Below are 26,030 nucleotides of genomic sequence, written 5' to 3'. Positions count from 1 at the left end.
TCCATGCAAATTCATCTCGAAAGATTACTTGCTGATATCGAAACCTATGGAAAGTTTGGTGCAAATCAATATGGTGGTATAACAAGGCCAAGTTTTTCAAAGGAAGATCAAGAAGTTCGGAATCGATTCATTCAAGAACTTCTTGATTTGGGCTTAACCGTAACAATTGATGGTGCAGCAAATATTTGGGGGAAATGGGAAGGGAACGGGAGTAAAAAAGGAAGTATTGTCATCGGATCACACTTAGATTCAGTGCCAAATGGCGGAAAATATGATGGTCCACTGGGAACGCTTGTTGCAAAAGAAATTGTACGAACCTTGATTGAAGATGGGATCCGTTTGGACCATGATCTTGAGATTGTATCTTTTACTGCCGAAGAATCCAATGATTTTCACTTATCAACATTTGGAAGCCGTGCATTTGCAGGTAAATTATCGGCTGTGGAATTGGAGCATGTTATAGATTCAAAGGGAAATCACCTTAAATATGAGCTGGTTAAGGTTGGAGGAGATCTGGAAAGGTTTCCGCAAATGAAGGAATTGGCAAAGGAAAAAAAGGCCTTTATTGAACTTCATATTGAGCAGGGGCAGCGGCTTGAACACCAAAATATTTCAGCTGCGGTGATTGATAAGGTTGTAGGGATGTATCGCAGTAAGGTTACTGTTACCGGAGAGACAAATCATTCGGGTACAACGATGATGCAACACCGAAGGGATGCTCTGGCGGCGGCAGCAGAAATGGTTCTTGAAGTAGAATTTCTTTGTAATAAAGATGAAACAGATATAGTTGGTACTGTCGGTAGAATGCAAGTATTTCCTAATGCAACGAATATTGTCCCCGGTCAAGTTGTTTTTACCTTTGAAATTAGAGGAGAATCAACAGAAAAGATTGATGAAATGGTCCGCAAGATCCAAGAAGGATGGAAGGGAATTGCCAAGAGAAGGCAGGTTCAACTCCAGGAAGATATTTTTTTAAAGCAAGCTCCGATTACTTTGGATTCAGAGGTGGTTCGAATCCTTCAAAAAACTGCACAAGAAATGAGTGAGCCCATTTTGACATTGGCAAGTATGGCTGTTCATGATGCCGCACAAATGGCAACGGTTACAAAATCGGCGATGATTTTTGTCAAAAGTATCGGTGGGAAAAGTCATTGTCCAGCGGAGTATAGTGTTCCCAAGGATATCGAGAGGGCTGGAAATCTTATGTTGAAAGGAATTTTAAATTTGGACCGAGAACTTATTTAGTTGGCATAGTTGTTAATTTAAGGTCTATAGGATGACTTTACCATTCGTTAAGGAGAGTGATGGAATGAAACATGAAAAAGCCGTAAATGAATTACCTTCCGTATGGATGGCGCTCATCCCGATTGTTTTTATGGGAGCCTCCCTTGCACTGGGAATTGGTGTGTACGGTGCTGATCCGCATGTACCTCTTTTGTTGAGTACTGTGGTCGCGGTAATGGTTGCCTTGAAGTTGGGACATTCTTGGAAATCCATTGAAGAGGATATTTCAAAAACAATTGCTGTATCCATTAAAGCCTTGCTTATCTTAGTGATCATTGGAGCATTTATTGGCGCTTGGATGGCTGCTGGAATTGTTCCTTCAATGATTTATTACGGAATTGGCATTCTATCGCCCACCTACTTCTTAGTTACAGCCTGTATAATCTCTGTGTTAGTAAGTATGGCTGGGAATGCTTGGTTCGCCGCCGGGACGATTGGCGTTGCCTTAATGGGGATTGGCCAAGGATTAGGTATTCCGTTACCAATGGTAGCAGGAGCGGTTGTTTCCGGAGTGTATTTTGGAGATAAAATGAGTCCTTTATCAGACGTAACCAATTTTACTTCAGCGGTAGTAGGAGTAGATCTCTTTGAACATATTCGTAACCTTATGAACACCACAGTTCCTACACTGATCATTTCACTTTTGTTATATACATTGTTGGGGCTTAAATTTCATGGAGAGCATGCAGATTTGTCCATGGCAGCAAATGTTCAAAACATCCTATCAGAACATTTTACCATTTCGCCATGGTTATTGGCGCCTCTAATTTTTATCTTTTTAATTTTTGCCTTAAAGATTCCTGCTATTCCAGGATTATCCGTGGGTGTCTTGATCGGAGCCATCATTGCTATATTCGTTCAACATATTTCCTTAGGTAATATGCTTTCCATCATGAATAACGGCTTTTCCACTGAAACGGGAAATAATGTTACGGACGAACTGCTGAATCAAGGCGGGATTCAAAGTATGATGTATACGGTTTCCTTAATTCTTATTGCTTTATCTTTTGGAGCAACGCTTGAAAAAGCAAGGGTTCTAGAAGCCATTCTAGGCGGAATGCTTAGAAAAATTAAAAGGACAGGAAGCCTAATTGGGGCAACAGCTGCGACGTGCATTACATCCAATATTGTCGGCTGCGACCAGTTTATGTCTGTCGTGATCCCGGGGCGGATGTATTTAAATGAATATAAGAAACGAGGTTTCCACCCAAAATTGCTCGGACGGACTTTAGAGGATTGCGGGACTGTAACCGCCTGTCTTCTTCCTTGGACAACATGCGGGATCTTTATGTTCTCTGTCCTGAAAGTTTCAGCCTTAGACTATGCACCATATGCCTTTTTCTGCTACATCAGCACCCTAGTCGCCATCACCTACGGCTACCTCAACATAAGAATCAACCGCCTGCCAGCCGAAGAACAAAAAATCACCATCGATCAAACAGAAAACTCAACCGTTACCACCTAGCTTTGGTGACAGGCACCATTCGTGGACAAATTGCCATTTTTGTCCGTATGGGGTGGACATTCGTTAGAATAATTTTATTGACAATTATCTAAATATTTTGTATTTTTTAATATGGAAGTATTCCTTAATATGTCCGTAAGTTGTTTGCACTATATTCAATTTGGTAATAGTTTTTAAGAATTTGATAGCTAAAAAAGCAGCTAATGTAAAACCCCAATAGATGAATCAATTAATTTTAGGAGGTAAATACCCATGGTAAGTCCACAAACAGTTTCTCAAATTGAAAAGTTAATTGAAGCCGATAAGAAGCATTATTTACACCCAACAACGGTGCCAAGCTTGTTCCAAAAAAATGGTCCGAAAATCATTTTCCAGGAAGGAAAAGGGATCCGTGTCACCGATATAAAGGGAGACACCTTTATCGATGGTGTTTCGATGCTTTGGAATGTCAATTTAGGACATGGAAATCAGGAGCTTGCACAAGCTGCCTATGATCAAATGAGCTCCATTGCATACAGCTCGTCTTTTTATGGTTATACAAACCAAAATGCGGTTCGCTTAGCAGAAAAAGTAGTTTCCCTCGCTCCTGGGGATCTATCAGCCGTTTTCTTTACTTCCGGAGGCTCCGAATCAAACGATACAGCCTTTAAGCTGGCGAGATTCTATTGGAATTTAAAAGGACGTCCTAGCAAGAAGAAAATTATCTCAATCACCCGCAGCTACCATGGTGCAACGGTTTCAGCAGGTACTGCAACCGGAATAGATGCCTTCCACAATTTTGCCGGTTCAAGGGATATTGACATTATCAATGCGAGGGGCCATGTAACCAATTGTGAATTGGGTGATAAGACCGATCCGAATTATGTAGGCTGTATTCGTGACACCATCGAAAAACTTGGTTCTGAAAACATTGCAGCCGTCATTCTTGAACCAATTCAAGGGGCAGGCGGAGTTCATGTTTCACCGGATGGTTATTTAAAAGCGGTAAAAGACTTATGCCAAGCGAATGATATTTTATTAATCGCTGATGAAGTTATTTGTGGCTTTGGCCGTACCGGTAAGTGGTTCGGTATGGATAACTGGAATGTTGTTCCGGATATTATGAGTGTCGCAAAAGGGATTACAAGCGGCTATGCCCAATTAGGCGGAGTTTTGGTGAATCAAGAAATTCGGGACACCATTGTGGAATATGATCAAATTTTAGGGCACGGATTTACATATAGCGGACATCCGACTGCCTGTGCTGTAGCTTTGAAAAATATCGAAATTTTTGAACGCGACAACCTTCTTGAAAATGTAAACAATATGGAGACTGTACTGAAAAAGGGATTTGCTTATCTGGCAGATAAGCATCAGCATTTCACGAAACCAAGAGCAGTTGGCCTTCTTGCTGGTTTTGACCTACAGGCTGACCGTGACACTGATACACCTTTTGAACAATCAATCCGCGCTGCAGCTTTTGTGGTTGAACATTGTTTTAACAATAAATTAATTCTGCGGGCTGCTGATTTTGAGGAAGGAAAAAATATTGTTGCGATTGCACCTCCGCTCATTATTAATAAGGAAGAAGTAGAAGAGATAATCAGTATTGTAGACGATGCCCTAACTGCTTTTGAAAGAACACTTTAATTTTAAGAACAATTACAGGTCAGCTGAAAGCCACGGAAGCGGGCTTCCTGACCTGTTTATTTACATAGATTAGGAGGAATTTACGTGCCAAATCAACTATTAAAAATAAGCAGTAAAGTCACTGAGTTTTTAAAGGGGATAAAAAGACTATATATAAATGGTGAATTTGTAGAATCTTTTTCTTCTAAAACATTTGAAACCTATAATCCTGCCACGGGAGAGGTTTTAGCAACTGTCTACGAAGCGGGTAGAGAAGATATTAATCTTGCAGTCAAAGCGGCCAAGACCGCTTTTGAACAGGGACCCTGGTCGAAAATGTCAGCCGCAGAACGGGCGAGAATCATCTATAAATTGGCGGATTTGATAGAGGAACACCAAGAAGAATTTGCTCAATTAGATACGATAGACAATGGAAAACCAATTCATGAAACGCGGGCAGTCGACCTCCCTGGTACGATTGAGCAGTTTCGATATTTTGCGGGTTGGGCGACAAAGGTAATGGGACAAACCATCCCTGTTTCCGGTCCTTTTTTAAATTATACTCGCCATGAACCGGTTGGAGTGGTAGGACAGATTATTCCTTGGAACTATCCCATCAATATGGTCTCTTGGAAAGTGGCTCCTGCTTTAGCTGCCGGCTGTACGATCGTATTAAAGCCAGCTGAACAGACGCCACTATCAGCCCTTTATTTTGCAGAGCTTGTTGAAAAAGCTGGTTTCCCACCCGGTGTCATCAATATTGTCCCTGGATTTGGTGCAATTGCCGGGAACGCGATTGTCGAGCATCCGGATGTGAATAAAATTTCGTTTACAGGTTCAACGGCGATTGGAAAGCAAATCATGAAAAAAGCAGCTGATACGATGAAGCGGTTGACACTTGAACTTGGCGGAAAGTCCCCAAATATTATCCTCCCAGATGCCGACCTTTCCAAAGCAATAACAGGTGTGTTTAACGGAATTATGTTTAATCAAGGCGAAGTTTGCAGTGCCGGATCACGCGTATATGTTCATCGGGATCAATTTGATGAAGTGGTAGCAGGTATGATTGAATTGGCGAAAAAGGTTAAGCTCGGGAACGGGTTGGAGGAAGAAACATCCATGGGGCCATTAGTATCAAAAAGGCAGCAGGAACGAGTTTTTGAATATATTAATACAGGTATTCAAGAAGGGGCAAAAGTGGTGTCAGGTGGCGGAAAATCTGATATAGGGTACTTTATTGAGCCAACCATCTTTGTAAATGTCGAAGAAAACATGATGATTGCCAAAGAAGAAATCTTTGGTCCAGTGGTCGTCGTCATGGCTTACGATACGGTTGAAGAAGTCATTGAACGTGCGAATAATTCACCATATGGATTAGGTGCAGGGGTCTGGACAGAAAACGTTAAAACGGCCCACAAAATCGCTGGCCAACTAAAATCAGGCAGCGTCTGGATCAACTGCTACGATGCCATCGACCCCGCCTCCCCATTTGGAGGATACAAACAATCTGGATTCGGCCGGGACCTAAGCGCCTACGCACTAGAAAGCTACACAGAAATCAAAAGCGTTTGGGTCAACTTGGAATAGATTGATAGCATTCGACAAAATTCGGGTGGTGCCTGGCACCACCTGAATTTTGTCGAATGATCATTTTGGGGCTACCATCATTGCATGGCTCCCTAATGCTTTGTAGCTGGAGAAAAACTTTTTGCTGTCGTATTTGACATGTCCTTTTAGGGGGTTCATGACATATACATATTTATCGTCGTATCCATTAAGGACAACGGCATGCAGGTTCACGGGGGCATGGAAATATTTTTTGGTTCCGCTCAGATACCAGCCGTATTTAATTTTAGGTTTACTTAAATCTAAGGTGACCCAAATGACTATAGGGACGCCTTTATCCAATTGATCAAGCATTACATCTATTTTTCGGCCGCTTAAATCCTTTGCTATGTATTTTCCCTTTACCTTCTTTATATAATTGTTCGAAGCTTTTACAATAGGCGGCGCATAAGAAAAAAAACCATGTCGGGATCTTGGGTTCCCGGAAAAATATTTGTAGGGATCAGGACCATAACGTTTACCCTTTTTGAAATAAAAAGGCTTTTTGGGCAAGTATTGATCTGACATTTTTGTTTTCGAGACATTGTAATGGTAATAATTTAATACAGCTGTAAGGGAGGTGATTTCACAGCCATTCGGTAATTGGGGTTTTTGCCTAAGAGATTTTACAGGAATATATACCTTTTTGACATCAAATCGCCCATTTGATAAATACTTATATTCTTTTATATAAGAAAATACCCGATTGGTCTGCCGGATGTCACTATTGGCTGTTTTCACTTCAATCAAAAACTCTTTACTGCTAACTTTAAAGGGCAGTAGGGCCTTTAATTGTTTCAGTTTATATTTAGAACCAATTGGCAGAGGTTTTGATATAGCTTTTCTTGATTATTAGTTGATAAGACTTGAACTACTTTTTTCGTATTAACATCGAACAGTTGGTATTGGGTATTTTTAATCGGCTTCTTTGTACCTGCGTCTGTATTGATAATAGTGATCGTTCCTTCAGTCACTACATTTGGTTGATTAGGGTCTGTCGCTGCATAAACTCTGTCAAATGAAAAACACATCATAACCGGAAAAATCAAAAAGAAAAATAGAATCTTCGTTACCCGTTTTATCATTACAAAAATACCTCACTAATAGTTTAAAGTGTTGAATTATTCCTTCGCTCTCCTAATTATTCCATATTTATCTTGTAAACTCAAAAACTTCATTTCTACATATATTGATTTTTTAAAATCCTTCATATTTTTATCTATTGAGGCATTACCTAAAAAAAGGGGGTGCTAACATTGAAAAAACAACCAGGGAACCTTCCGCCTTTTGTAATTGTCCAATCTCGAATCGACGGTTATTCGAGAACGAAAAAATTAGTGTTAGGCTCTATCCTTGCGGCTATTGCCACCATTTTTCAATCGGCCGGTATTTTTGTCGGGATTGGATATGCTTTTAGTATTTTAGCTACTATGCCCATCGTTCTTTCCGCAATGATTTCAATTCATCTTGGCATAATGTCGTATTTCTTAACCATCTTGCTGCTTCTCATCCTTCAACCCAGTTAAATATTCGTTTTTCCATTCACCACAGGTCTTTTAGGATTGTCATTAGGAATAGCCTTCAGATGGTGGAAAAATTGGATTGCCATTACCTTTTTTGGAGGAGTCTCATTAGCCGCTGGGATACTATTTCTACTTTATATCGTTAAATTTCCTGTTTTAGGTCCTTCTGTTTCCCATACAATCTATGTTCCGGTGGTTCTCATGATTTTGTTGTTTTCCTTGTTCTACAGCATGGTGTGGATGGGATTGAGCAAAAAGATTTTTGAACTCCTGTTTAAAAACAGGAGTAAACGAACGAGTCATTAAAAAAGGGGGAATGCAAATGTCTCGCTTATTAGAATTTCGAACCATCTTCCAATCCATTAAACGGGCATGGGAGATGAAAAAAAAGACTGTCATTGTCATGCTAATTGGAGTCAATGGGTCTGCTTACCGGCTTCCAGGTACAAAAATGATGATGACAACCGATGGAGAAATGAACGGTTCGATAAGCGGTGGATGTTTGGAAAACGATCTTTTTGCCTATGCTGAACGAGCTTTGAAAGAAAATACTGCACTAATCAAGAATTATGATTTAAGTGAAAAAGAAATATGGACTTTAGGAATTGGCTGCAAAGGTTCATTAGAAATTCTTATTCTTCCGGTTCAAGAGGAGGACCTATTTTGGAAGACGACGGAGCAGTTCCTCCAAAAGAATGAGGAATTTTCTTTTATCCTTGAGGTTCCAACGGGTATAAAGGCGATAATAGCAAAAAATGGTGAAATGGTTGAAACGAAGGGTTCACTGCCTCATAAAGTCTATGAACAGGCATTAACAAGTATGAAATCACAGAGACGTGCTGAAATTATGGAAGTGGAAGGCCGACGCTTTGTCATCGATATCATTCGTTCAAGTCAACGGCTTATCATTGCTGGTGCCGGTAAAGATGCAATCCCGGTTGCAGACCTGGCAGCAAAAACCGGGTTTACAGTTACTGTATTAGACCCACGCAGCGAATTTAATAACAAACGCTATTTTCCAAATGTTGTACATATTACCCAAAATCCCGAATCCCTTAATCCAGCGGATGTCAGTGACGCCTGGTGGGTCATTATGAATCATTCGCAAAATCGAGATGAAGCCGCACTCCTTCTCGCATTAAAAAGTAATCCAAAATATATCGGTGTTTTGGGTCCCGTATCAAGGACGAAAGAAATGCTTGAAAACTTAGGTGAAAATCTGCCCGTTTTGGATAAAATTCATGCCCCGGTAGGTTTAGATATTGGAGCTGAAACAATGGAGGAAGTTGCAGTCAGTATCATTTCTGAACTTATGATGGTGCGGTCAATGAAATCTGGTACATCATTGCAAGGAAAAATGAAGATTCATGCCTAAAATAGGAGCCATTATTTTGGCTGCTGGAATGTCCAGTAGAATGGGGAACCCCAAGCTTTTGCTGCCATTAAAGGGAAAACCGCTTTTTCGATACTCGATTGAACTTACTAAAAGGCAGCAGCTTCATCCAATCGTATTTGTTGGAGGGAAATATCTGGAAGATTTTCAAACAAGTGCAGCAGATTTAGATGGAATAGAATATATCAAAAATAATAATTACCTGCAGGGGATGTCTACTTCTCTAAAATTAGGAATTGATAAAATTAAGGGTCGAGTGGATGCCGCATTTATTTTTTTAGCCGATCAGCCCCTTGTTTCGGATCTAGTTGTTCAATCACTAATTCAAGATTATAAAAAGGAAAGGCAAAAAGGAATCAGGATTGTCAGGCCTCAATATAATGAGAATCTTGGTCATCCTATCTTAATTGGCAGCAGTTTATTTTCAGAATTTCTCGATTTAGAGGGAGATCAAGGTGGAAAAGAAATTATCAAAAAATATAATGCCTATACAAAGATTCAGGTTTTTGAGTCATCATTTTGGGGGATGGATATTGATACGGCTAAGGATTATAAAAAAGCAATTTCTATTAGTAATGAAATTTAAAATGACGCTCCAATATTTTTCCATTTTGAAAAATGAAGAATATGTTCCTTTATAGTTTTAAAATAATTTATTAGATGTAAACCTGTTTAAACGCAGGTTTTTTCTTTTGCCTCCCAAAAGAGAATTTAATAAAAAACAGTAATCCGAGATATATTTTATATATAAAACGGAGTTTGTGTCTACAAATAAATCTTATAATCGACAGTTTTAAATGTCAATGAAGAATTCTGAAAAATCCAAAGATTACATAGGTATTCATCAAATAATTAATAATTTAAAAGTTTTGTATATAAAACATAATTTATTATTTAAAACTATTTTATCGAAATCTATTGACTAAATATTTAAAAAATTATAAAGTCCTATTATTAAAACTATGTTTTTTAATGTCAACATAGTGGAAAGGGGGTAAAAGAGACTTTTTCGGTAAGTTAAATTTTGCAACGACCATAAGGAGGTAAAAAATGTTCACGAACAACAAAAGATGGATTTATGTAGCAGTTCCTATTTTTTTCTTTTGGTTTTTTGGACAAATTGACAAACTAGGAATCTCAATCATTCAAACGGACCCTGGATTTCTAAAAGATTTAGGATTGACTGGTGCGGATCATAATGCAAAAATTGGCTTCCTAACATTTATTTTTACGGTCTCCTATGCAATATCGAATATTTTTTGGGGGTTTGTCATTGATAAACTCGGAGCACGAAAGACAGCATTTATTGGTATTACCATTTGGACTATCACGATGATCATGGGTGGTCTGGCAGATTCATATGGAACCTTTATGACGAGCAGAATTTTACTTGGAATAGGGGAAGGGATTATGATTCCTGTCTGTGGAAAGCTTATTTCCAATTGGTTCAACAGGAAAGAAATCGGAAGAGCACAGGCTTCCTGGATCAGCGGTAACTATCTTGGCCCTGCAATTGGCGCCTTAGCATTATCTGCGATTATCGCTAGTTTACATTGGCATGCTGCATTTTTCTTTCTTGCTTTTTGTAATCTATTAATCAATATTCCGTTGTTTATATTCCTCACACGTGAAACACCAGAACAGCATCCTGGAATAAGTGAGAAAGAGCTTAAGATGATTCGCGAAAATGATTCAGCTGAAAGTGAAACAATAAAACAAGGTTTTACACAAGACTTTCGTTATTGGGTAGTTTTCGTTGGAAACCTTATGGCATCTTTTATCTTCTATGGAATTAGCATCTGGCTCCCAACCTACTTAATTCAAGCAAAGCATTTTGAACGAGAGACGATGGCAGGAATTACATCTTTTGCCTTCATCTTTGCTTTAGGGTTTGTACTCATATCCGGTTTTCTTTCAGATAAAACAAAACGCCCGAATTTACTTGCGGTTATCTGGTTTGGTTTATGCGCAAGTTTCTTATGGATTGCAGCATCATCGAATAGCGCTTTATTAGCAGGCGTTTGCATGGCCCTGGCAATTGGCACCTTGGGCGGTATTTTCCATGTGACCAATATGCTGACAGTAAAATATTCAACCCCAAAAACAGCAGGACGAGCTGCCGGCTTAATGGGTTTCACAAACATTTTAGGCGGATTCTCCAGCTACATAATGGGCTGGATGCGCGACCTAGCCCATGGTGATTTCTTACCATCCATCATCATGTTAATCGTCGTCGCCCTAATCGGAATGGTCGTCTACATGCTCTCCTTAAGAAAAGAATCAATAGAAGTAGCCGAAATAAAAACGAACCAAGTCATCCTTTAACAACTCGACAAAAAACGGGTGGTGCCTGGCACCACCCGTTTTTTGTCGAAAAACCTTCTTATGAATCCATAAGACTTCTGATAATTCTGTTGACTTATTTAAAAGATGTTTTATTATAATAAATATAAAACACCGTTTTACCAATAAAACAACAAAAAATGAGGAGGAGGAAAAATGGCATTTGTACAGGTGGAGGATTTAACTATTCATTATGAAATAGAAGGTAATGGTAAGCCTTTGATCATTTTACACGGGATGGGGAATAATTCACAATCGTGGAAAAAACAACTTAAAGGGTTATCCGAGCAATATACAGTGATTGCATGGGATGCTCCTGGATATGGTTTGAGTTCTGATCCAAAAGTGGAATTCAAGGAATTTAAGGAATTCGCGGATGTCTTAAAGGGTTTTATTGAGAAGCTTGGGCTTAAATCCGTCATACTTCTTGGGCACTCAATGGGGTCGGCGATTGCGCTTGATTTTTGTTACCGTTTTCCGGATTTAGTAGACGCATTAATTATTTCAGATGCAACAAGAGGTTCAGCAGCGTTAACTAAAGAAGAAAATGAAAGCAAATTAAAAAATCGTTTGAAGAACATCGAAACCTTAACACCGGAAGAAATTGCCAAACTTCGTGTGAAAAGCCTGCTTTCACCGGAGCCGAGTCCTGAAGTTTTAAAAGAAGTGGAAAGAATCTATTCACAAATACGGCCAATGGGCTTTCGCTCAGTTGCTTACTCACTTTATCATTTAAATAATATGGATATACTGTCTTGCATTCATGTTCCTACCCTTGTAATTTGCGGAGAATTGGACAAAGTCACACCGGTAAAAGAGTCACAAGTTTTTCATGAAAAGCTTCAAGATTCGAAATTTGTGATCATCCCTGGGACTGGACATTTGTGTTATCAAGAGGCTCCAGAGACCTTTAATACAATTGTCCTCGACTTTGCGAACACTTTAATAAAGCAAACGGAAGTCCCTATCAAATAATAAAATATTTTGATGGACCTCTATCCATTTTTGATGGAAATTTGATAAAATTGTAAGACAAGCTTGTTATTAACAATAAGATGGTGAAAGTTTATGGCAAAAGAAGAAAAAGAACGTTATAATGCCAATGCCTTAGTTAGGGGATTGGAAATATTAAAACTTTTTAATGAGGAGCGCCCAACTTTATCCTTAGTGGAAATTGCAAAAGAATTAGAAGTAAGCCGTACCGTTCCATTTCGATTGTTGTATACGCTTCAATCACTTGGATACCTTCATCAGGATGAAAATACGAAGCGCTATAGTCTTACGCCAAAGGTTTTAGAACTAGGTTTTTCTTTTTTGAGCACATTAAAGCTTCCTGAAATTGCTCAGCCTTATATGGAAAAATTAAGGGATGAGACCGGAGCATCCTGTCATTTATCGATTCTGGATGGCAATGAGGTTGTTTATGTTGGCAGTGCACCAGCTAGAGGAGTTTCTGCTGTTACAGTTAATATCGGCTTGAGACTTCCAGCGCATGCAGTGGCAAATGGTAAAGTTCAGCTAGCATATCAGCCGCAAGAGCGTTTAAGCCAAATTTTATATGGTTCAAACTTAAAACCATTCACGGAGCGTACACAAACTGATTTTGTTGATTTTCAACATGAATTAGCGATGATTCGTGAACAGGGATATGCGATGACAAAAGGTGAACTGCATCAAGGGATTCAATCTGTAGCAGCCCCTATTTTTGATCGCAGCGGGAAAGTAATGGCCTCAATTAATGTGGTAGCAAACGAGACCATTTTTCATAGCGAATTTATTGAAAAAGTGGCAATTCCTAAGGTACTTGAAACATCTCAAATTCTATCTGGATTTTTGGGATTCCATGCATAAATAAAAAAACTTGCGATTGCGCAAGTTTTTTTATTTTATAAGCGTTTTATATATAAAACTAATTTTAATTTACAACACAAATATAGTGTTTTGTGTTGACATAATTTTCGTAAAATTTTAAAATAAGAATATAAGCAAAACAATGTTTTGTATGCGAAACATTAAGTTGCGATATTTAAAAAAAGGAGGAATACTAGTTCATTTTTATACAAATTATTGTAAAATAATAAAATGAGTTTTGGAAGCGTGTACATTCTTCTAAGTAAAACAAAAGGGGTGTTTTTCATGTTAAATGGTAACAAAAGATGGGTTTATATAGCTGTGCCGATATTCTTCTTTTGGTTTTTTGGGCAAATTGATAAATTAGGTATTTCTATCATCCAAACGGATCAGACTTTCCTGAATGATCTAGGCTTAACGGGTGCAGATAAAATGGCAAAAGTCGGGATGATTACTTTTGTTTTTACGATTTCCTATGCTTTATCAAATGTTATTTGGGGGTTTATTATTGACAAACTCGGAGCGAGAAAAACCGGAATCCTTGGTCTAATTCTTTGGGCAATTACCATGGTTGTTGGGGGATTATCGACGTCATATGAAATGTTTATAGTAAGCCGGATCATATTGGGAATTGGCGAGGGGATGATGATCCCAATATGCGGAAAATTTATTTCTAATTGGTTTAATCAGCGTGAATTTGGGAAAGCACAATCTTCCTGGCTTGCCGGAAACTATCTAGGCCCAGCTTGTGGTGCTATCATCATCACAACTGTCATTGCAACTTTCCATTGGCAGGCAGCGTTTTTCTTGCTTGCCGGTTTTAACTTATTAATTGTACTGCCAATGTTTATTTTCCTGACTCGAGATACTCCGGAAGAACATCCAAGACTTGATAAAAGTGAATTAGCCTATATTCGCCAGTCAGATTCATCCGTAAACACGAAAAAACAAAACTTTGCTCAAGACTTCCGTTATTGGATTGTGTGGTTCGGAATGTTAGTAGCATCCTTCTTATTCTTCGGTATTAGTGTTTGGCTTCCAACCTATTTAGTTGGGGCGAAAGGATTTTCGAAAGAAGCCATGACCGGAATTACCTCTTTATCTTGGCTCTTTGCTTTGGGATTTGTCATCCTTTGTGGAATTCTATCTGATAAAACAAAGCGTCCAAGCTTACTTGCAACCATTTTATTTGTTTTAACAGCATTATTTTTAACTATTGCCATTTTGACTCCACAACCTGTTGTAGCCGGTGTCTGTATGGGCTTAGCAATGGGAGCTCAAGGCGGTGTCTTCCATTTAAGTAATTTATTTATTGTTAAATTTTCAACACCTGAGACTGCAGGGCGTGCAGCTGGGCTAATGGGCTTCACAAATATTCTCGGCGGTTTCTCAAGCTATATCATGGGTTGGATGGTGGATCTTTCTCATGGAGATTTTGGACCATCGATTTTGATGTTAATCATAACCGCCTCACTTGGAATCATTGCATACCTATTTACTTTGAAAAAAGAAGCTGAGGAAATTAAAATTGAAAAAATGTCTCAAAATCGAGTTTCGGCATAAATTTTCGAATTTTATGCTATATGTTACCTATATAAAACATATTTTTATATTTAAAAATTTCTCAATATTTATAATTGACAATTATAGTGTTGGGATTTAATATTAGATTACAAAGAAAACAATGTTTCAAATATAAAACATAAATGAGGAGTGTTGTAAAAATGTCTACTGAAAAATTTGATTTAGCTGGGTTCGAAAAAAAATATGTTGCGAGATTAAAAGATCGTACGCTAGATTGGAACGTTTTAAAATTCCAAGAAGAAGTTGACCCATCTTACAAGAGAGCGCAAATGAGATACATCGGCCGTGGTGCTACAGCTAACAATGATGCAAATGTAATCCAGGCTGAACACTTTACTTTGAGCACAATGGTTTTACCTGCAGGGTGCCAAGGCCCGCTTCACTTACATGACGATGTTGAAGAAGTTTTCTTTGTAATTAAAGGAAGCATCACTGCTCTAATTCAAGAAGAAGGCAGCGATGAAGTTCATGAAATCGTTTTAAATGAAAGGGATTGCATCAGCTCACCTCCTGGGGTATACCGCGGACTTCGAAACGACAGCGATGAAGAAGCATTGATGCTTGTTATGCTGGGTGCTGTTAAGCCAAATCTTCCTACGTATCCAAAAGGTAGTGCGTTAGAGGAACTTCGAATTAAGCGTGCAAAGGAAAGAGAAGCAATCATTAACGCAAAATAATGAAAAATGGGCAGTTGTTTCAAAGCTTAAACATACTCCCTGATTGGTAGAAATTTTCGTTCGACAGGGATGGTCCTCTTTATTAACATGCGGGATCATCCTTGTCTACTTTATAAACATATAGAATAGGGAAAAGCAGAGGAATAGTGGAGGTGGCATCATGTTAGGAATCACACATTTAAGGCATATAGGATTAATTACACCGGTACTTCAGGAACAGGCCGATTTTTATGAAAAAATCTGGGGTCTCGATAAAGTAGCACAGGATGAGAATACGGTTTATTTTCGCGGGGCCGGCCCTGAAAATCATATATTAAGTCTTCACGCAGGTGAAAAAAGAGGACTCCATCATATTGCTTTTGGGATGGTTGATAAGAACGCGGTGGACCAAGCGGCAGAGACGCTAGCTTCAAAAGGTGTTAGGATTGTTGCGAAACCGGGATATTTGGATGAAGAAGGTAAAGGTTATGGGCTGCGTTTTCTTGACCCGGAGAATCGTTGTATTGAATTATCCGCGTGGGTAGAAATTCATACCTCGATTTGGAATAAGAAAAATGTTGACCCGGTAAAACTGAACCATGTCGTTATGAACACGAAAGATCTTGATATGATTACAGCATTTTATACAGATGTTTTAGGATTTAAGGTTACGGACTGGAGCGAGCATCAAATGTCCTTCCTTCGCTGTAACAGAAAACATCATTCGATTGCCTTTAACCAAGATCAACATGCCTCTGTAAATCATATCGCCTATGAAGTCGATACTGTGGATGAGGTTATGAGAGGAATTTCAAACGTTAGAAAAGCGGGTTACCAAGAACTTTGGGGTCCTGGCCGTCATGGTCCTGGAGATAATGTTTTTTGCTACTTCCAAGACCCAGGAAAGTTTGTAATGGAATATACCTGTTATTTAGAAACAATTGAAGATGAATCAGAATGGAGAGCGCGTGTCTGGAAACGTGTTCCGCACCTGATGGATCAATGGGGTATTGCCGGCCCTCCAAAACCGGAAGCTCGCAAAGCTATGGCAGGCATTCCTGATCCTGGCTGGGCAGTTGTAGATACGCAAGTTTAAAGGCTTTAGTAAAAGGGGTGTCATGATGGATTTAGGATTAAAGGGCAAGGTAGCGGTGATAATGGGGGGAACATCTGGTGTTGGGTTAAAAACAGCAGAAATGTTTTTACAAGAAGGTGCCAAAGTTGCGGTTTGCGGCAGAAATGCAGAGCGTAAAGAAAAAGCATACGATCACCTGTTAAAGTTTGGGTCGGCAGAATCCATTTATTCCGCTACCTGTGACGTAACAAATAAAGAAGAAGTTAAGCATTTTATCGAAGGTACAGCAACATTTTTTGGCGGTATTGATATACTTGTAAATGCAGCAGGCCAAAGCGTCATGGGACATTTCTTCGATGTCACTGATGAGCAATGGGAGCAGCAAATTCAATTAAAATATTTTGCCATCATTTATGCAGTAAAAGCAGTTCATCCATATTTGGTAAAGCAAGGTGGAGGCAGAATCATTAATATCAATGCCACATTAGCGAAAGAACCGGAAAGACATATGGTTGCGACTGCGGCAACAAGAGCTGGTCTCTTAAACTTAAGTAAAACCTTATCTCAAGAACTGGCTGCAGATAATATCTTAGTCAACTCAGTGAGTCTTGGTTTAATTCGTACGGATCAATGGGAGCGAAGAAGAATGAAAAATGCTCCCGACATGAAAGCAGAAGATTATTATGCGGACTTAGCGAAAAAGAGAAATATCCCGTTAGGAAGAGTAGGGGAAGCTGAAGAAGTTGCAAGTGTAATTTTATTCCTTGCTTCAAACAAGGCAAGTTATGTAGCGGGTTCAACAATTGAAACAGCTGGAGCGTTGGGGAAAGCGCTTTAATATTAGATAAAGGCGGAATAAATGATGAGTGAGCAAAAGCAAATGGAATTTACTACAGCAGATGCGGTCGTAAAAGAACTTGTACGTGCTGGTGTGGAGGTAGCGTTTGGAATTGTCAGCATTCACAATATGCCAATCTACGATGCGATTCTTCGCGAGGGTAGTATTCACTTAGTATGTTCCCGTGGTGAAAGCGGTGCAGCCAATATGGCAGATGGATATGCTAGAGCCACAGGAAAATTGGGAGTGGTAATTACAAGTACCGGAACAGGAGCAGGAAATGCTGCGGGTTCTTTAATTGAAGCATGGGCAGCTGGAGTTCCCGTTCTTCATTTGACAGGTGAGGTAGCATCTTCTTATCTAGGAACAGGAAGAGGCTACATCCATGAATGTAAAGATCAATTGTCAATGATGGAAGGAGCTTCTAAGAAGGCGCTTCGTTTGAGAAGACCTGAGCAGGCAGCAGCGGTTGTTAGACAAGCAATTCAGGAAGCATTCGCTTATCCATCCGGCCCGGTAACACTTGAAATTCCGATTGATTTTCAATCTGCCATTATACCGAATCATTCAATGGAAGAAATTAAAACAATTGCTTCTGCTAATCAAACGATTCCATCCGTTCCCGAAGAGGTCGTAACGAAAATTAAGAATGCTCGACGACCGGTTATTTGGGCAGGCGGAGGTGTAATTACATCAGGTGCATCTAGAGAAGTTCAAGAGTTAGCTGAAAAAATTGGTGCAGCAGTGGTTACAAGTCAATCTGGGAAAGGAAGTATCCCGGAAGATCATCCTCAATGTATCGGCCATTTTGCAGCATATGAGTTGACTAAAAATTTAATAAAAGACGCTGATTTATTAATTAGTGTTGGTGTTCGGTTTAGAGGAAACGAAACCTCGAACTGGAAGGTCGCCGTTCCAGCAGAACATATTTCCATAGATGCGGACTTTCATGCAGTTAATCGAAACTATGAAGCTACTTATAGTTTAGTAGGGGATGCCAAGCATATTCTCCAGGCATTAAATCAGGGAGTAGATAAAACTGCAGTTAATCCAGATCCTTCATATTTAGACGAAGTGCAGTCTGTACGGGAGGAATTACGTTCCCAGTTAAGAGCAACACTTGGTCCGTACGAACAAATTCTTGACGGAATGCGCAAAATAATGCCTCAAAACACTATTTTAGTCCGGGATGTTACCGTTCAGGCAAATGTTTGGGGAAGCCGATTATTTGAAATTTATGAACCAAGAACATCGATTCACGCATCAGGCGGTGGAATAGGGCAGGGGCTGCCTACTGCCATCGGTGCTCAAATGGCCGATAAAAATCGCCCTGTTGTCCTCATGGCTGGAGATGGCGGTTTTATGGTCAATGTTGGGGAAATGGCAACTGCCGCTCAGGAAAAACTGCCAATGATCGTTGTTCTATTTGATGATGCCGGATATGGTGTGCTTAGAAATATTCAAAGTAATGCCTATGGACGTCAGGTTGCGGTGGATCTAATGAGCCCTGACTTTGTGTTATTAGCTCAATCAATGGGATTTGATGCTGCTCGAATCGGTTCCCCGGCAGAATTTGTAACCGAGCTCGAAAAGGCGGTAAACACAAAAAATCCTACGATGATCGTTGTCGATATGGAAGCGGTTGGCCCAATGGCAAAACCATTTGGAGGACCTCCAGGCGCAGCAGAAGCGTTTAAACCGAAAAAGTTATAAGGAGGAATTGACGTGATATCAACACACCCATATGTATCAGGCAAATATCTTATTGGCGGAAAATGGTTTCAAGCTGAAAAAACGGCTAATGTCATCAATCCCGCCGATCATAATGAAGTAGTCGGTGAGGTGGCCATTTGTTCGAAAAATGAAGTCGATTTGGCGGTAGAAACTGCTGCTAAGGCATATGAAAGCTGGTCTCAAAGTGAACTGGAGGATCGGGCACACCGCATGAAAATGGCGGCAGAAGAAATCAAAACAATCGTAGAAGAGAATGTTTCACTACTTGTTCGGGAGAATGGAAAAGCATTAGTGGAAGCGAAAAAAGATTTGCTCCGCTGTTCAGATATTATGATTCAAGGTGCTGAAGAATTAATAGAATGGTGGAAACCTGAAAGCTTACCGGGGAATCAGAAGGTACAGGTTCGCAAGCGTCCACGCGGAGTGGCAGCCATCATTTCGCCTTGGAATTCGCCAATGATTCTTACGTTCAAACGCGTGATTCCAGCTGTTTTAACAGGAAACACAGTGGTTGTGAAGCCAGCGACGAGCTGTCCTTTGACGATCATGACTTTCTTAAAAGTAGTCGCATCCTATTTTCCTGAGGGTGTCATCAATGTCGTAACGGGCTCAGGCGCTGTGATTGGAGATGCGCTTTGCACCGACCCTAGGGTTCGTACCATCGCTTTTGTCGGAAGTACTGAGACGGGTAAAGAAATTATCCGTGCTGCTTCAGGAACGGTTAAGAAACTTTATATGGAACTTGGCGGCAATGATGCGGCGATTGTTCTATCAGATGCTAATTTGGATGAAGCTGCCATTAAGCGCCTTCGTTTTGGAGTTTTACGTGCTGCAGGGCAAGTATGTTCAGCGATTAAAAGAATCTATGTGCATGAATCCAGATATGAGGAAGTTGTTGAAAAATTAAAGAAGGAATTCAGCCATATTCGAGTTGGAAATGGAATTCAACCAGATGTTGAAATGGGTCCATTAAATAATAAATCGCAATATGACTATGTAAAAGGTCTCATTAAACGCGCTGAGGAATCGGGTGCAAATGTAATTACCGGAGGGATTCAATTAGATCCGGAATCCTGGGAGCAAGGCTATTATATTTTACCTACTATTATTACCGGTGTAGACCAGCAAAGTGAAATTGTTCGTGCCGAACAATTTGGCCCAGTGATTCCAATACTATCTTTCTCTAATGCAGATGAAGCAGTCCGGCTAGCGAACGATAGTGAGTTTGGTTTAAGAGCATCTGTTTGGACAGAGGACGAGGCGTTGGCAGCGACATTGGCAGACCGGTTAGAGGCAGGAGCAGTTTTCCATAATAACCATACTATCTTCCAAGATCTTCATTTAGATTTCCCTGGCCTTAAAGAAAGCGGATTATCCCGTGAAGTAAGACATTGCGGCTTGGAATATTTCGCAGACTCATACGGATTTGCGAACTAATAGGGGGAATATTAAATGAGAATTGGGTTAATTGGAGGAGGAAACATTGGAAAGTTCCTCCTCCAGAGCATCAATATTGAAGGGCTTTTGCCAAACTCTAAAATTGTTGGACTTTATACAAGAAATGAAATATCTGCAAAGCAATTGGCTGAACAATACAGTACAGAACGTTTTTCATCGATGCAATCACTTATACAATCAAATGTAGATGTTATCATTGAAGCAGCAACCGTCCAAGTGGCAAAAGACGTTGCTGCATCTGCTCTTGAAAGTGGAAAAGACTTAGTATTAAGTAGTGTGGGAGCCCTAGCTGATGTTGATTTTTATCAGAGCCTTGAAAAAATATGTCATGAAAAAGGAACAAAAATTTACTTACCATCCGGTGCGATAGGAGGGTTGGATGTTCTTAAAGCGGCAAAATCAATCGGGGAACTTGAATCTGTTTCCATTATTACGAGAAAACCTCCACGAGCATTGCCAGGGGCACCAACTGATCGTGAACATGTAATGTTCGAAGGTTCAGCTGCCGACGCAATTGAATTATTCCCGAAAAATATTAATGTTTCTATCATTTTATCTTTAGCAGGTCTGGGACCGAAGCAAACGAGTGTAAAAATTATCTCCGATCCTGGAGTAGAAAAAAATAATCATATAATAGAAGCAACTGGCTCTTTTGGGAAGTTATCCTTACAGGTGGAAAACAATCCGATGCCGAATAATCCAAAAACAAGCTACTTAGCTGCATTAAGTGTCCTATCATCATTGAAAAATAAAGATGCCTCCATATTAGTTGGATAAATGCTAAACTTTTGCAGGAGATGTTCTTTTAATATAATATAGCAAGCCGGGTAACTTGCATTATGAAAGAAAATCTAATACTTAGGGGGAATAAGCAGATGTTAAAAACCAACGTGAATCTAGAAGAAATGTCGCAAAAAGAAGCAATCGACTACTTAAAAGAATCTGTACAACCCGAAATAGGCGCAATTCCAGCTTATCTTTTAGGGGATCCCACTGTTTATGATATTGAACATAAAAAAGTCTTTTTAAAAACTTGGTTGTTCGTTGGTCATGAATCAGAAATTCCGAAAAAGAATGATTTCATCACAAGAGATGTTGCCGGTTATTCCGTTATTATTTCAAGAGGTGCTGACGGAGAAATCCGCGGCCTCTATAATATGTGTACACACCGCGGAATGAAGCTCTGCCGTGCCGATGCCGGAAATAAGACAATGTTTACCTGCCCGTATCATGGTTTTAATTTTAAAAATAACGGTGATTGTGTCGGCGTGCCGCTGCAAAAAGATATTTACGGTGAGGATTTAGATAAATCACGTCTTGGACTTTATAAAATCAGAATTGAATCCTATAAAGGTTTACTTTTTGGAACATGGAATGATGAGGCAGAACCATTAGAGGAGTTTTTAGGCGAGTTTAAATGGTATGTGGATATTTTGGCGGGTCGGGCAGAAATGGAAGTATTGGGGCCGCCGCAAAGATTCATCATTCATTCAAACTGGAAAATTGGAGCAGATAACTTTGTTGGTGATTCCTACCACACAATGGTTACACATGGATCCATTGCAAAACTAGGAATGGTTCCAAGCGCGACTTATTCTAAAAAGGGATACCAAATTTATACTGATCATGGACATGGTTTAAACCTTGGTACTCCGAATCCTGATTTTGCTTTTCCTGAGGAATTGAGAGAAGAGTATAAGTCTAATTTGACGGAAGAGCAGTATGAAGTATTATCTAATCTAAAAAATATGATTGGAAATATTTTTCCAAACCTTTCATTCTTAATTTCGCATACCAAGGTAAAAGGACAGTTAATTTCAAATACATCTGTTCGACTTTGGAGACCAGTTGGTGTTGATAAGATGGAGGTTATTACCTGGTTCTTGGTAGAGAAGAACGCTTCAGAGGATTGGAAAAGACGTTCCCGCGAGTCATTTGTTTTAACCTTCAGTCCATCTGGAATTTTTGAACAGGATGATACAGAGGTATTCACGGATATCACAGCAGCAGCATCAGGAACTATGCCACTCGTAAAACAACTTACTTTTAACTATACCATGGGCTTGCACAGAAAGCCTGTTGAAGATTTTACTGGTCCAGGTGTTGCTTTTGATGATAAGTTTACTGAGGCGAATCAAAGGAACTTCTATCGTTATTGGTTGGATTTGATGACGAAGTAATCCGCCATGTTTAAATTATTTGGCAGGTTTTTAATGTAAGGGATTTCGTTGATTGGGGGAATCGAGAATGAGTATGGAAAAAATGCTGGCGACATATGAATTTGAACAATGGTTATACCGTGAAGCAAAGTTTCTTGATGATATTGATTTTGATGGATGGTTTAATTTACTGCACCCGAATATTGCTTATCAAATGCCGGTGAGGGTCAATAAAGAAGGAGTAGAACGTCCTGATTATTCGTTAAATATGTTTGCTTTTGATGATGACTATGAATTATTGAAAATTCGAGTAGACCGTTTAAAAACCGATTATGCTTGGGCTGAAATCCCGCCATCGCGTACAAGGAGATCTGTTAATAATGTACAGTTACTGGAATTCACTCCAAATGAAAAAGCGGTAGTGAACAGCTATTTAACTATCTACCGAAGCCGAAGTACGGATATTCATCATGATCTGATTTCAGGGGAACGGCACGATGAATTCACCTACGTTGATGGGGAGTGGAAGCTTTCCAAAAGAGAATTCATTATTGATCAAACAACTATAAACACAAGAAATCTTGCAATCTTCGTATAGCAGCTTATTCAAGTACGGTAGATAACCAGGGAGGTATGTTCAATGGCGATGGATTTAAAAGATAAAGTAGTTTTGATTACAGGCGGCGCTTCAGGTATTGGAGAAGCCGTCACAAGGCGGTTTATACAAGAAGGAGCAAAAGTGGGCATAATCGGCCGCTCTAAAGAAAAGTTAGTGAAAATGAAAGAAGAATTTGGTGAAAATATTGTTACTTGTCAGGGCGATGTAAGCAAATACGAAGACAATGAGCAAGCTGTTCAAGCGACTGTTGGAAAATTTGGAAAGTTAGATGTTTTTATTGCTAATGCTGGTGTTTTCGATGGTTTTGCTAAATTTGCTGATGTGACTCCTGAGGCCCTTTCCGATGCATATGATTTTCTGCTCAATATTAACCTAAAAGGCTCATTTTTCGGGGTGAAAGCAGCTCTTGAAGAATTACAAAAAACAAATGGAAATATTATATTTTCTGTTTCAGGTGCAAGTTTCTATCCTGATGGCGGCGGCGTTTGGTACACAGCAAGCAAGCACGCTCAAGTCGGACTAATGCGCCAGCTTGCGTTCGAACTCGCGCCAAATATTCGGGTAAATGCGGTTGCACCAGGAGGCACACTCACAGAACTCACGGTTATTCCACCACTTCATCCATTCGTTAAAATTGTGGATAATGAGACGAAAGCAAAAAGCATTAAAAAGCGAAACCCGCTTCAACTCGCCCAGATGCCTGAAGATCATGTTGGAGCCTATGTATTGCTTGCTTCCGATCAGGCTAAAGCCATTACTGGTGAAGTGATTTCAAGCGACGGGGGTCTTTCTGTACGCGGTCTTGGTTGATTTGTTAATGGGGAGGGGTTTAAATGAATGAGCCGTTGACAGCAAAACAGCCATTGGCTGGAAATAATGTTATCAATCAACTTGCCTTTGTTGTACACGATATTGAACAGGCTTCAGAGGCATTTTCAAAACTTTTGGGGATACCAAAGCAAAAATGGTTTTTAACAGGAGACCGAGAAGTTTCTAAGGTTGTTTTTCGCGGGGAGCCTACCGATTCACGTAGTAAGCTGGTTTTTATGAATACCCCGACTGTCCAATTTGAATTAATCGAACCAAATGAAGAACCAGGGACTATGCGTGAATTTCTGGATACCTTTGGCGAAGGAATTCATCATCTTGCCTTTGATGTAGATTCCATTAAAGATACGCTCTCTATTTTTGAGGAAAATGGTTATCCTCTACTGCAGAGCGGTGAATTTACCTCTAGTGATGGACGATACGTTTATGTGGATACATTGAAGGATCATAAGATTTTAGTTGAATTGCTTGAAAGTGCGGAACCAAGGGATACAACTCCAAGTACGGAGGTATATACTCCTCCGCTCCTTGGCACGAATAAAGTAGAGCAGCTAGCGATTGTTGTGAAGGATTTAGATGCTGCTGCTAAAGCGTATTGTAAGTTGTTAGGTGTGGAAAAACCAGCTGTGATAAAATCTGGTCCATGCGATCTTACCCAGGTTGTTTTTGAAGGGGAGCCAACAGAAGGCAAATCCAAGTATATGTTTATTAATACTCCACTCATTCAACTCGAAATAATTGAACCAGGAGATTCCCCAAGCACGTGGAAAAAACATCTTGATACATATGGGGAAAGTGTCCACCATATTTCATTTGTGGTAGAGGATATGGATGAAAAAATAAAAATGCTTGAGGAAATGGGTTATCCTGTCATCCAAAGGGGAAACTTCTGGAATGGCAAAGGGCGATATGCCTATATGGATACTACTTCGACATTTAAAGTAATCATAGAATTACTTGAAAGATATTGAATATATAAGATAACCAGCCGCGTGCTGGTTTTTTAGTGCTCTAAAAATGAACTGAAGTTCATATTTTTGTAAAAAATATGATATAATAAAGATAGATATATTTATTAATGAATTGGTAACTTAAAAACATAAATAGTAAGGGTGATGATATGACCGAAGGGATCAATACGATTCAACAACGTAAGTATCCATTAAATAAAATCATTCGCAGAGCGATAGCCATTACCATTGGAGCTATAATAATGGCGACCGGACTAGAAATATTTTTAGTACCGAACAATGTTATTGATGGGGGTATTACCGGAATTTCGATTATGCTGTCACATATAACAGGATGGCAGCTTGGAATTTTTCTTTTCCTTTTTAATTTGCCCTTCGTTTATTTAGGATTTAAGCATCTAGGTAAATCATTCGCGATTTCAACGATATATGGAATTTTCGTTTTATCTATTTTTACCTCTCTTTTTCACCCCGTTCCTGCCTTTACAAATGATATTCTTCTTGCAACTGTTTTTGGCGGTATTATCGCTGGTATAGGCGTTGGAATTGTAATTCGAAATGGCGGTGCTTTAGATGGCACTGAAATTCTTGCAATCGTCATCAATAAAAAGGTTCCCTTTTCCGTCGGGGAAATCATCATGTTTTTTAATGTATTTATTTTAGGTGCTTCCGGATTTTTATTTGGTTGGGACCGAGCTATGTACTCCTTATTGGCATATGTTCTCGCCACGAAAGCGATTGATACAGTGGTAGCCGGAATGGAGGGATCGAAATCTGTTTGGATCATAAGCGAAGAAGCACATGTCATTGGACAGGCAGTTACTGAACGTTTAGGTCGAGGAGTTACCTATTTTGAAGGGAAAGGTGCTTTTTCTGGTGACAATAAAAAGGTTATTTTTAGTATTATTACAAGACTTGAGGAATCAAAGTTAAAAAATTTGGTGGAGGATATTGATCCTTCCGCATTTTTGGCGATTGCGGATGTATCAGATGTTCGGGGCCGCTTTAAGAAAAACAAGATCCATTAAAAAGGATC

Annotated in this window: 24 protein-coding genes; 22 read left to right on the top strand and 2 right to left on the bottom strand. The window is 39.5% G+C overall.

The annotated features are described in order from the left end of the window. Positions 1-3: 3 nt before the first annotated feature. The 4 genes from E2K98_RS07705 (at position 4) to E2K98_RS07690 (ending at position 5,944) form a co-directional block, all read left to right on the top strand. Positions 4-1,245 (top strand): Zn-dependent hydrolase, encoded by a 1,242-nt coding sequence (locus tag E2K98_RS07705; RefSeq protein ID WP_133333659.1) that lies wholly within the window; start codon positions 4-6, stop codon positions 1,243-1,245. 64 nt (positions 1,246-1,309) lie between these two features. Beyond that, a complete protein-coding gene (gene nhaC / locus E2K98_RS07700; RefSeq protein ID WP_165976204.1) occupies positions 1,310-2,749 on the top strand; it encodes a Na+/H+ antiporter NhaC in 1,440 nt (479 codons plus the stop codon). 252 nt (positions 2,750-3,001) lie between these two features. Then, the gene (locus tag E2K98_RS07695; RefSeq protein WP_133333657.1) at positions 3,002-4,378 is read left to right on the top strand and encodes an aminotransferase family protein; all 1,377 of its coding nucleotides are present in this window, start codon (positions 3,002-3,004) and stop codon (positions 4,376-4,378) included. Between the two features lie 84 nt (positions 4,379-4,462). Continuing rightward, positions 4,463-5,944, top strand: coding sequence for an aldehyde dehydrogenase family protein (locus E2K98_RS07690; protein WP_133333656.1), 1,482 nt, complete (start codon positions 4,463-4,465; stop codon positions 5,942-5,944). Positions 5,945-6,004: 60 nt separating this feature from the next. Here the strand turns inward: E2K98_RS07690 and E2K98_RS07685 are convergent, their stop codons facing one another. Both E2K98_RS07685 and E2K98_RS07680 read right to left on the bottom strand, forming a co-directional pair. After that, positions 6,005-6,703 (bottom strand): C39 family peptidase, encoded by a 699-nt coding sequence (locus E2K98_RS07685; RefSeq protein ID WP_235824760.1) that lies wholly within the window; start codon positions 6,701-6,703, stop codon positions 6,005-6,007. A gap of 56 nt (positions 6,704-6,759) precedes the next feature. Then, a complete protein-coding gene (locus tag E2K98_RS07680) occupies positions 6,760-7,047 on the bottom strand; it encodes a hypothetical protein (protein WP_133333654.1) in 288 nt (95 codons plus the stop codon). A gap of 171 nt (positions 7,048-7,218) precedes the next feature. On the opposite strand from E2K98_RS07680, the gene E2K98_RS07675 reads away from it, so the two are divergent. The 18 genes from E2K98_RS07675 (at position 7,219) to E2K98_RS07590 (ending at position 26,022) form a co-directional block, all read left to right on the top strand. Next, positions 7,219-7,488, top strand: coding sequence for a hypothetical protein (locus tag E2K98_RS07675; protein ID WP_133333653.1), 270 nt, complete (start codon positions 7,219-7,221; stop codon positions 7,486-7,488). A gap of 319 nt (positions 7,489-7,807) precedes the next feature. After that, on the top strand, positions 7,808-8,860 hold the full coding sequence (locus E2K98_RS07670) for an XdhC family protein (protein WP_133333652.1): 1,053 nt from the start codon (positions 7,808-7,810) through the stop codon (positions 8,858-8,860). Next, the gene (locus E2K98_RS07665; protein WP_133333651.1) at positions 8,853-9,464 is read left to right on the top strand and encodes a nucleotidyltransferase family protein; all 612 of its coding nucleotides are present in this window, start codon (positions 8,853-8,855) and stop codon (positions 9,462-9,464) included. Before E2K98_RS07670 ends, E2K98_RS07665 begins: the two co-directional genes overlap by 8 nt. A 464-nt stretch (positions 9,465-9,928) precedes the next feature. Then, positions 9,929-11,203, top strand: coding sequence for an MFS transporter (locus E2K98_RS07660; protein ID WP_133333650.1), 1,275 nt, complete (start codon positions 9,929-9,931; stop codon positions 11,201-11,203). A 174-nt stretch (positions 11,204-11,377) separates the two neighbouring features. After that, positions 11,378-12,196 (top strand): alpha/beta fold hydrolase, encoded by an 819-nt coding sequence (locus E2K98_RS07655; protein ID WP_133333649.1) that lies wholly within the window; start codon positions 11,378-11,380, stop codon positions 12,194-12,196. 93 nt (positions 12,197-12,289) lie between these two features. After that, positions 12,290-13,072, top strand: coding sequence for an IclR family transcriptional regulator (locus tag E2K98_RS07650; protein ID WP_133333648.1), 783 nt, complete (start codon positions 12,290-12,292; stop codon positions 13,070-13,072). 285 nt (positions 13,073-13,357) lie between these two features. Next, a complete protein-coding gene (locus E2K98_RS07645) occupies positions 13,358-14,635 on the top strand; it encodes an MFS transporter (protein WP_133333647.1) in 1,278 nt (425 codons plus the stop codon). Between the two features lie 161 nt (positions 14,636-14,796). Continuing rightward, entirely contained in the window at positions 14,797-15,333 is a 537-nt protein-coding gene (locus tag E2K98_RS07640; RefSeq protein ID WP_133333646.1) for a cupin domain-containing protein, read from the top strand. Positions 15,334-15,493: 160 nt separating this feature from the next. Continuing rightward, on the top strand, positions 15,494-16,408 hold the full coding sequence (locus E2K98_RS07635; RefSeq protein ID WP_133333645.1) for a VOC family protein: 915 nt from the start codon (positions 15,494-15,496) through the stop codon (positions 16,406-16,408). Positions 16,409-16,433: 25 nt separating this feature from the next. Further along, complete coding sequence (locus tag E2K98_RS07630) at positions 16,434-17,225, top strand: SDR family oxidoreductase (RefSeq protein ID WP_133333644.1); 792 nt, start codon at positions 16,434-16,436, stop codon at positions 17,223-17,225. Between the two features lie 24 nt (positions 17,226-17,249). Continuing rightward, entirely contained in the window at positions 17,250-18,938 is a 1,689-nt protein-coding gene (locus E2K98_RS07625; RefSeq protein ID WP_133333643.1) for a thiamine pyrophosphate-binding protein, read from the top strand. Between the two features lie 12 nt (positions 18,939-18,950). Further along, a complete protein-coding gene (locus E2K98_RS07620; RefSeq protein WP_133333642.1) occupies positions 18,951-20,396 on the top strand; it encodes an aldehyde dehydrogenase family protein in 1,446 nt (481 codons plus the stop codon). A 15-nt stretch (positions 20,397-20,411) separates the two neighbouring features. After that, a complete protein-coding gene (nadX, locus tag E2K98_RS07615; RefSeq protein WP_133333641.1) occupies positions 20,412-21,194 on the top strand; it encodes an aspartate dehydrogenase in 783 nt (260 codons plus the stop codon). 98 nt (positions 21,195-21,292) lie between these two features. Further along, on the top strand, positions 21,293-22,597 hold the full coding sequence (locus E2K98_RS07610; RefSeq protein ID WP_133333640.1) for an aromatic ring-hydroxylating dioxygenase subunit alpha: 1,305 nt from the start codon (positions 21,293-21,295) through the stop codon (positions 22,595-22,597). Between the two features lie 67 nt (positions 22,598-22,664). Further along, positions 22,665-23,174 carry an aromatic-ring-hydroxylating dioxygenase subunit beta gene (locus E2K98_RS07605; RefSeq protein ID WP_133333639.1) on the top strand — a complete coding sequence of 170 codons (510 nt, stop codon included), beginning with the start codon at positions 22,665-22,667 and terminating at the stop codon, positions 23,172-23,174. Positions 23,175-23,216: 42 nt separating this feature from the next. Beyond that, on the top strand, positions 23,217-24,005 hold the full coding sequence (locus E2K98_RS07600) for an SDR family NAD(P)-dependent oxidoreductase (RefSeq protein ID WP_133333638.1): 789 nt from the start codon (positions 23,217-23,219) through the stop codon (positions 24,003-24,005). Between the two features lie 23 nt (positions 24,006-24,028). Continuing rightward, positions 24,029-24,994, top strand: a complete 966-nt coding sequence (locus E2K98_RS07595) for a VOC family protein (protein WP_133333637.1) — start codon at positions 24,029-24,031, stop codon at positions 24,992-24,994. A 149-nt stretch (positions 24,995-25,143) separates the two neighbouring features. After that, the gene (locus E2K98_RS07590) at positions 25,144-26,022 is read left to right on the top strand and encodes a YitT family protein (protein ID WP_133333636.1); all 879 of its coding nucleotides are present in this window, start codon (positions 25,144-25,146) and stop codon (positions 26,020-26,022) included. The last annotated feature ends 8 nt before the right edge of the window (positions 26,023-26,030 follow it).

Source organism: Bacillus salipaludis, from assembly GCF_004358205.1.
This window is presented reverse-complemented; position numbering and strand designations above follow the sequence as displayed.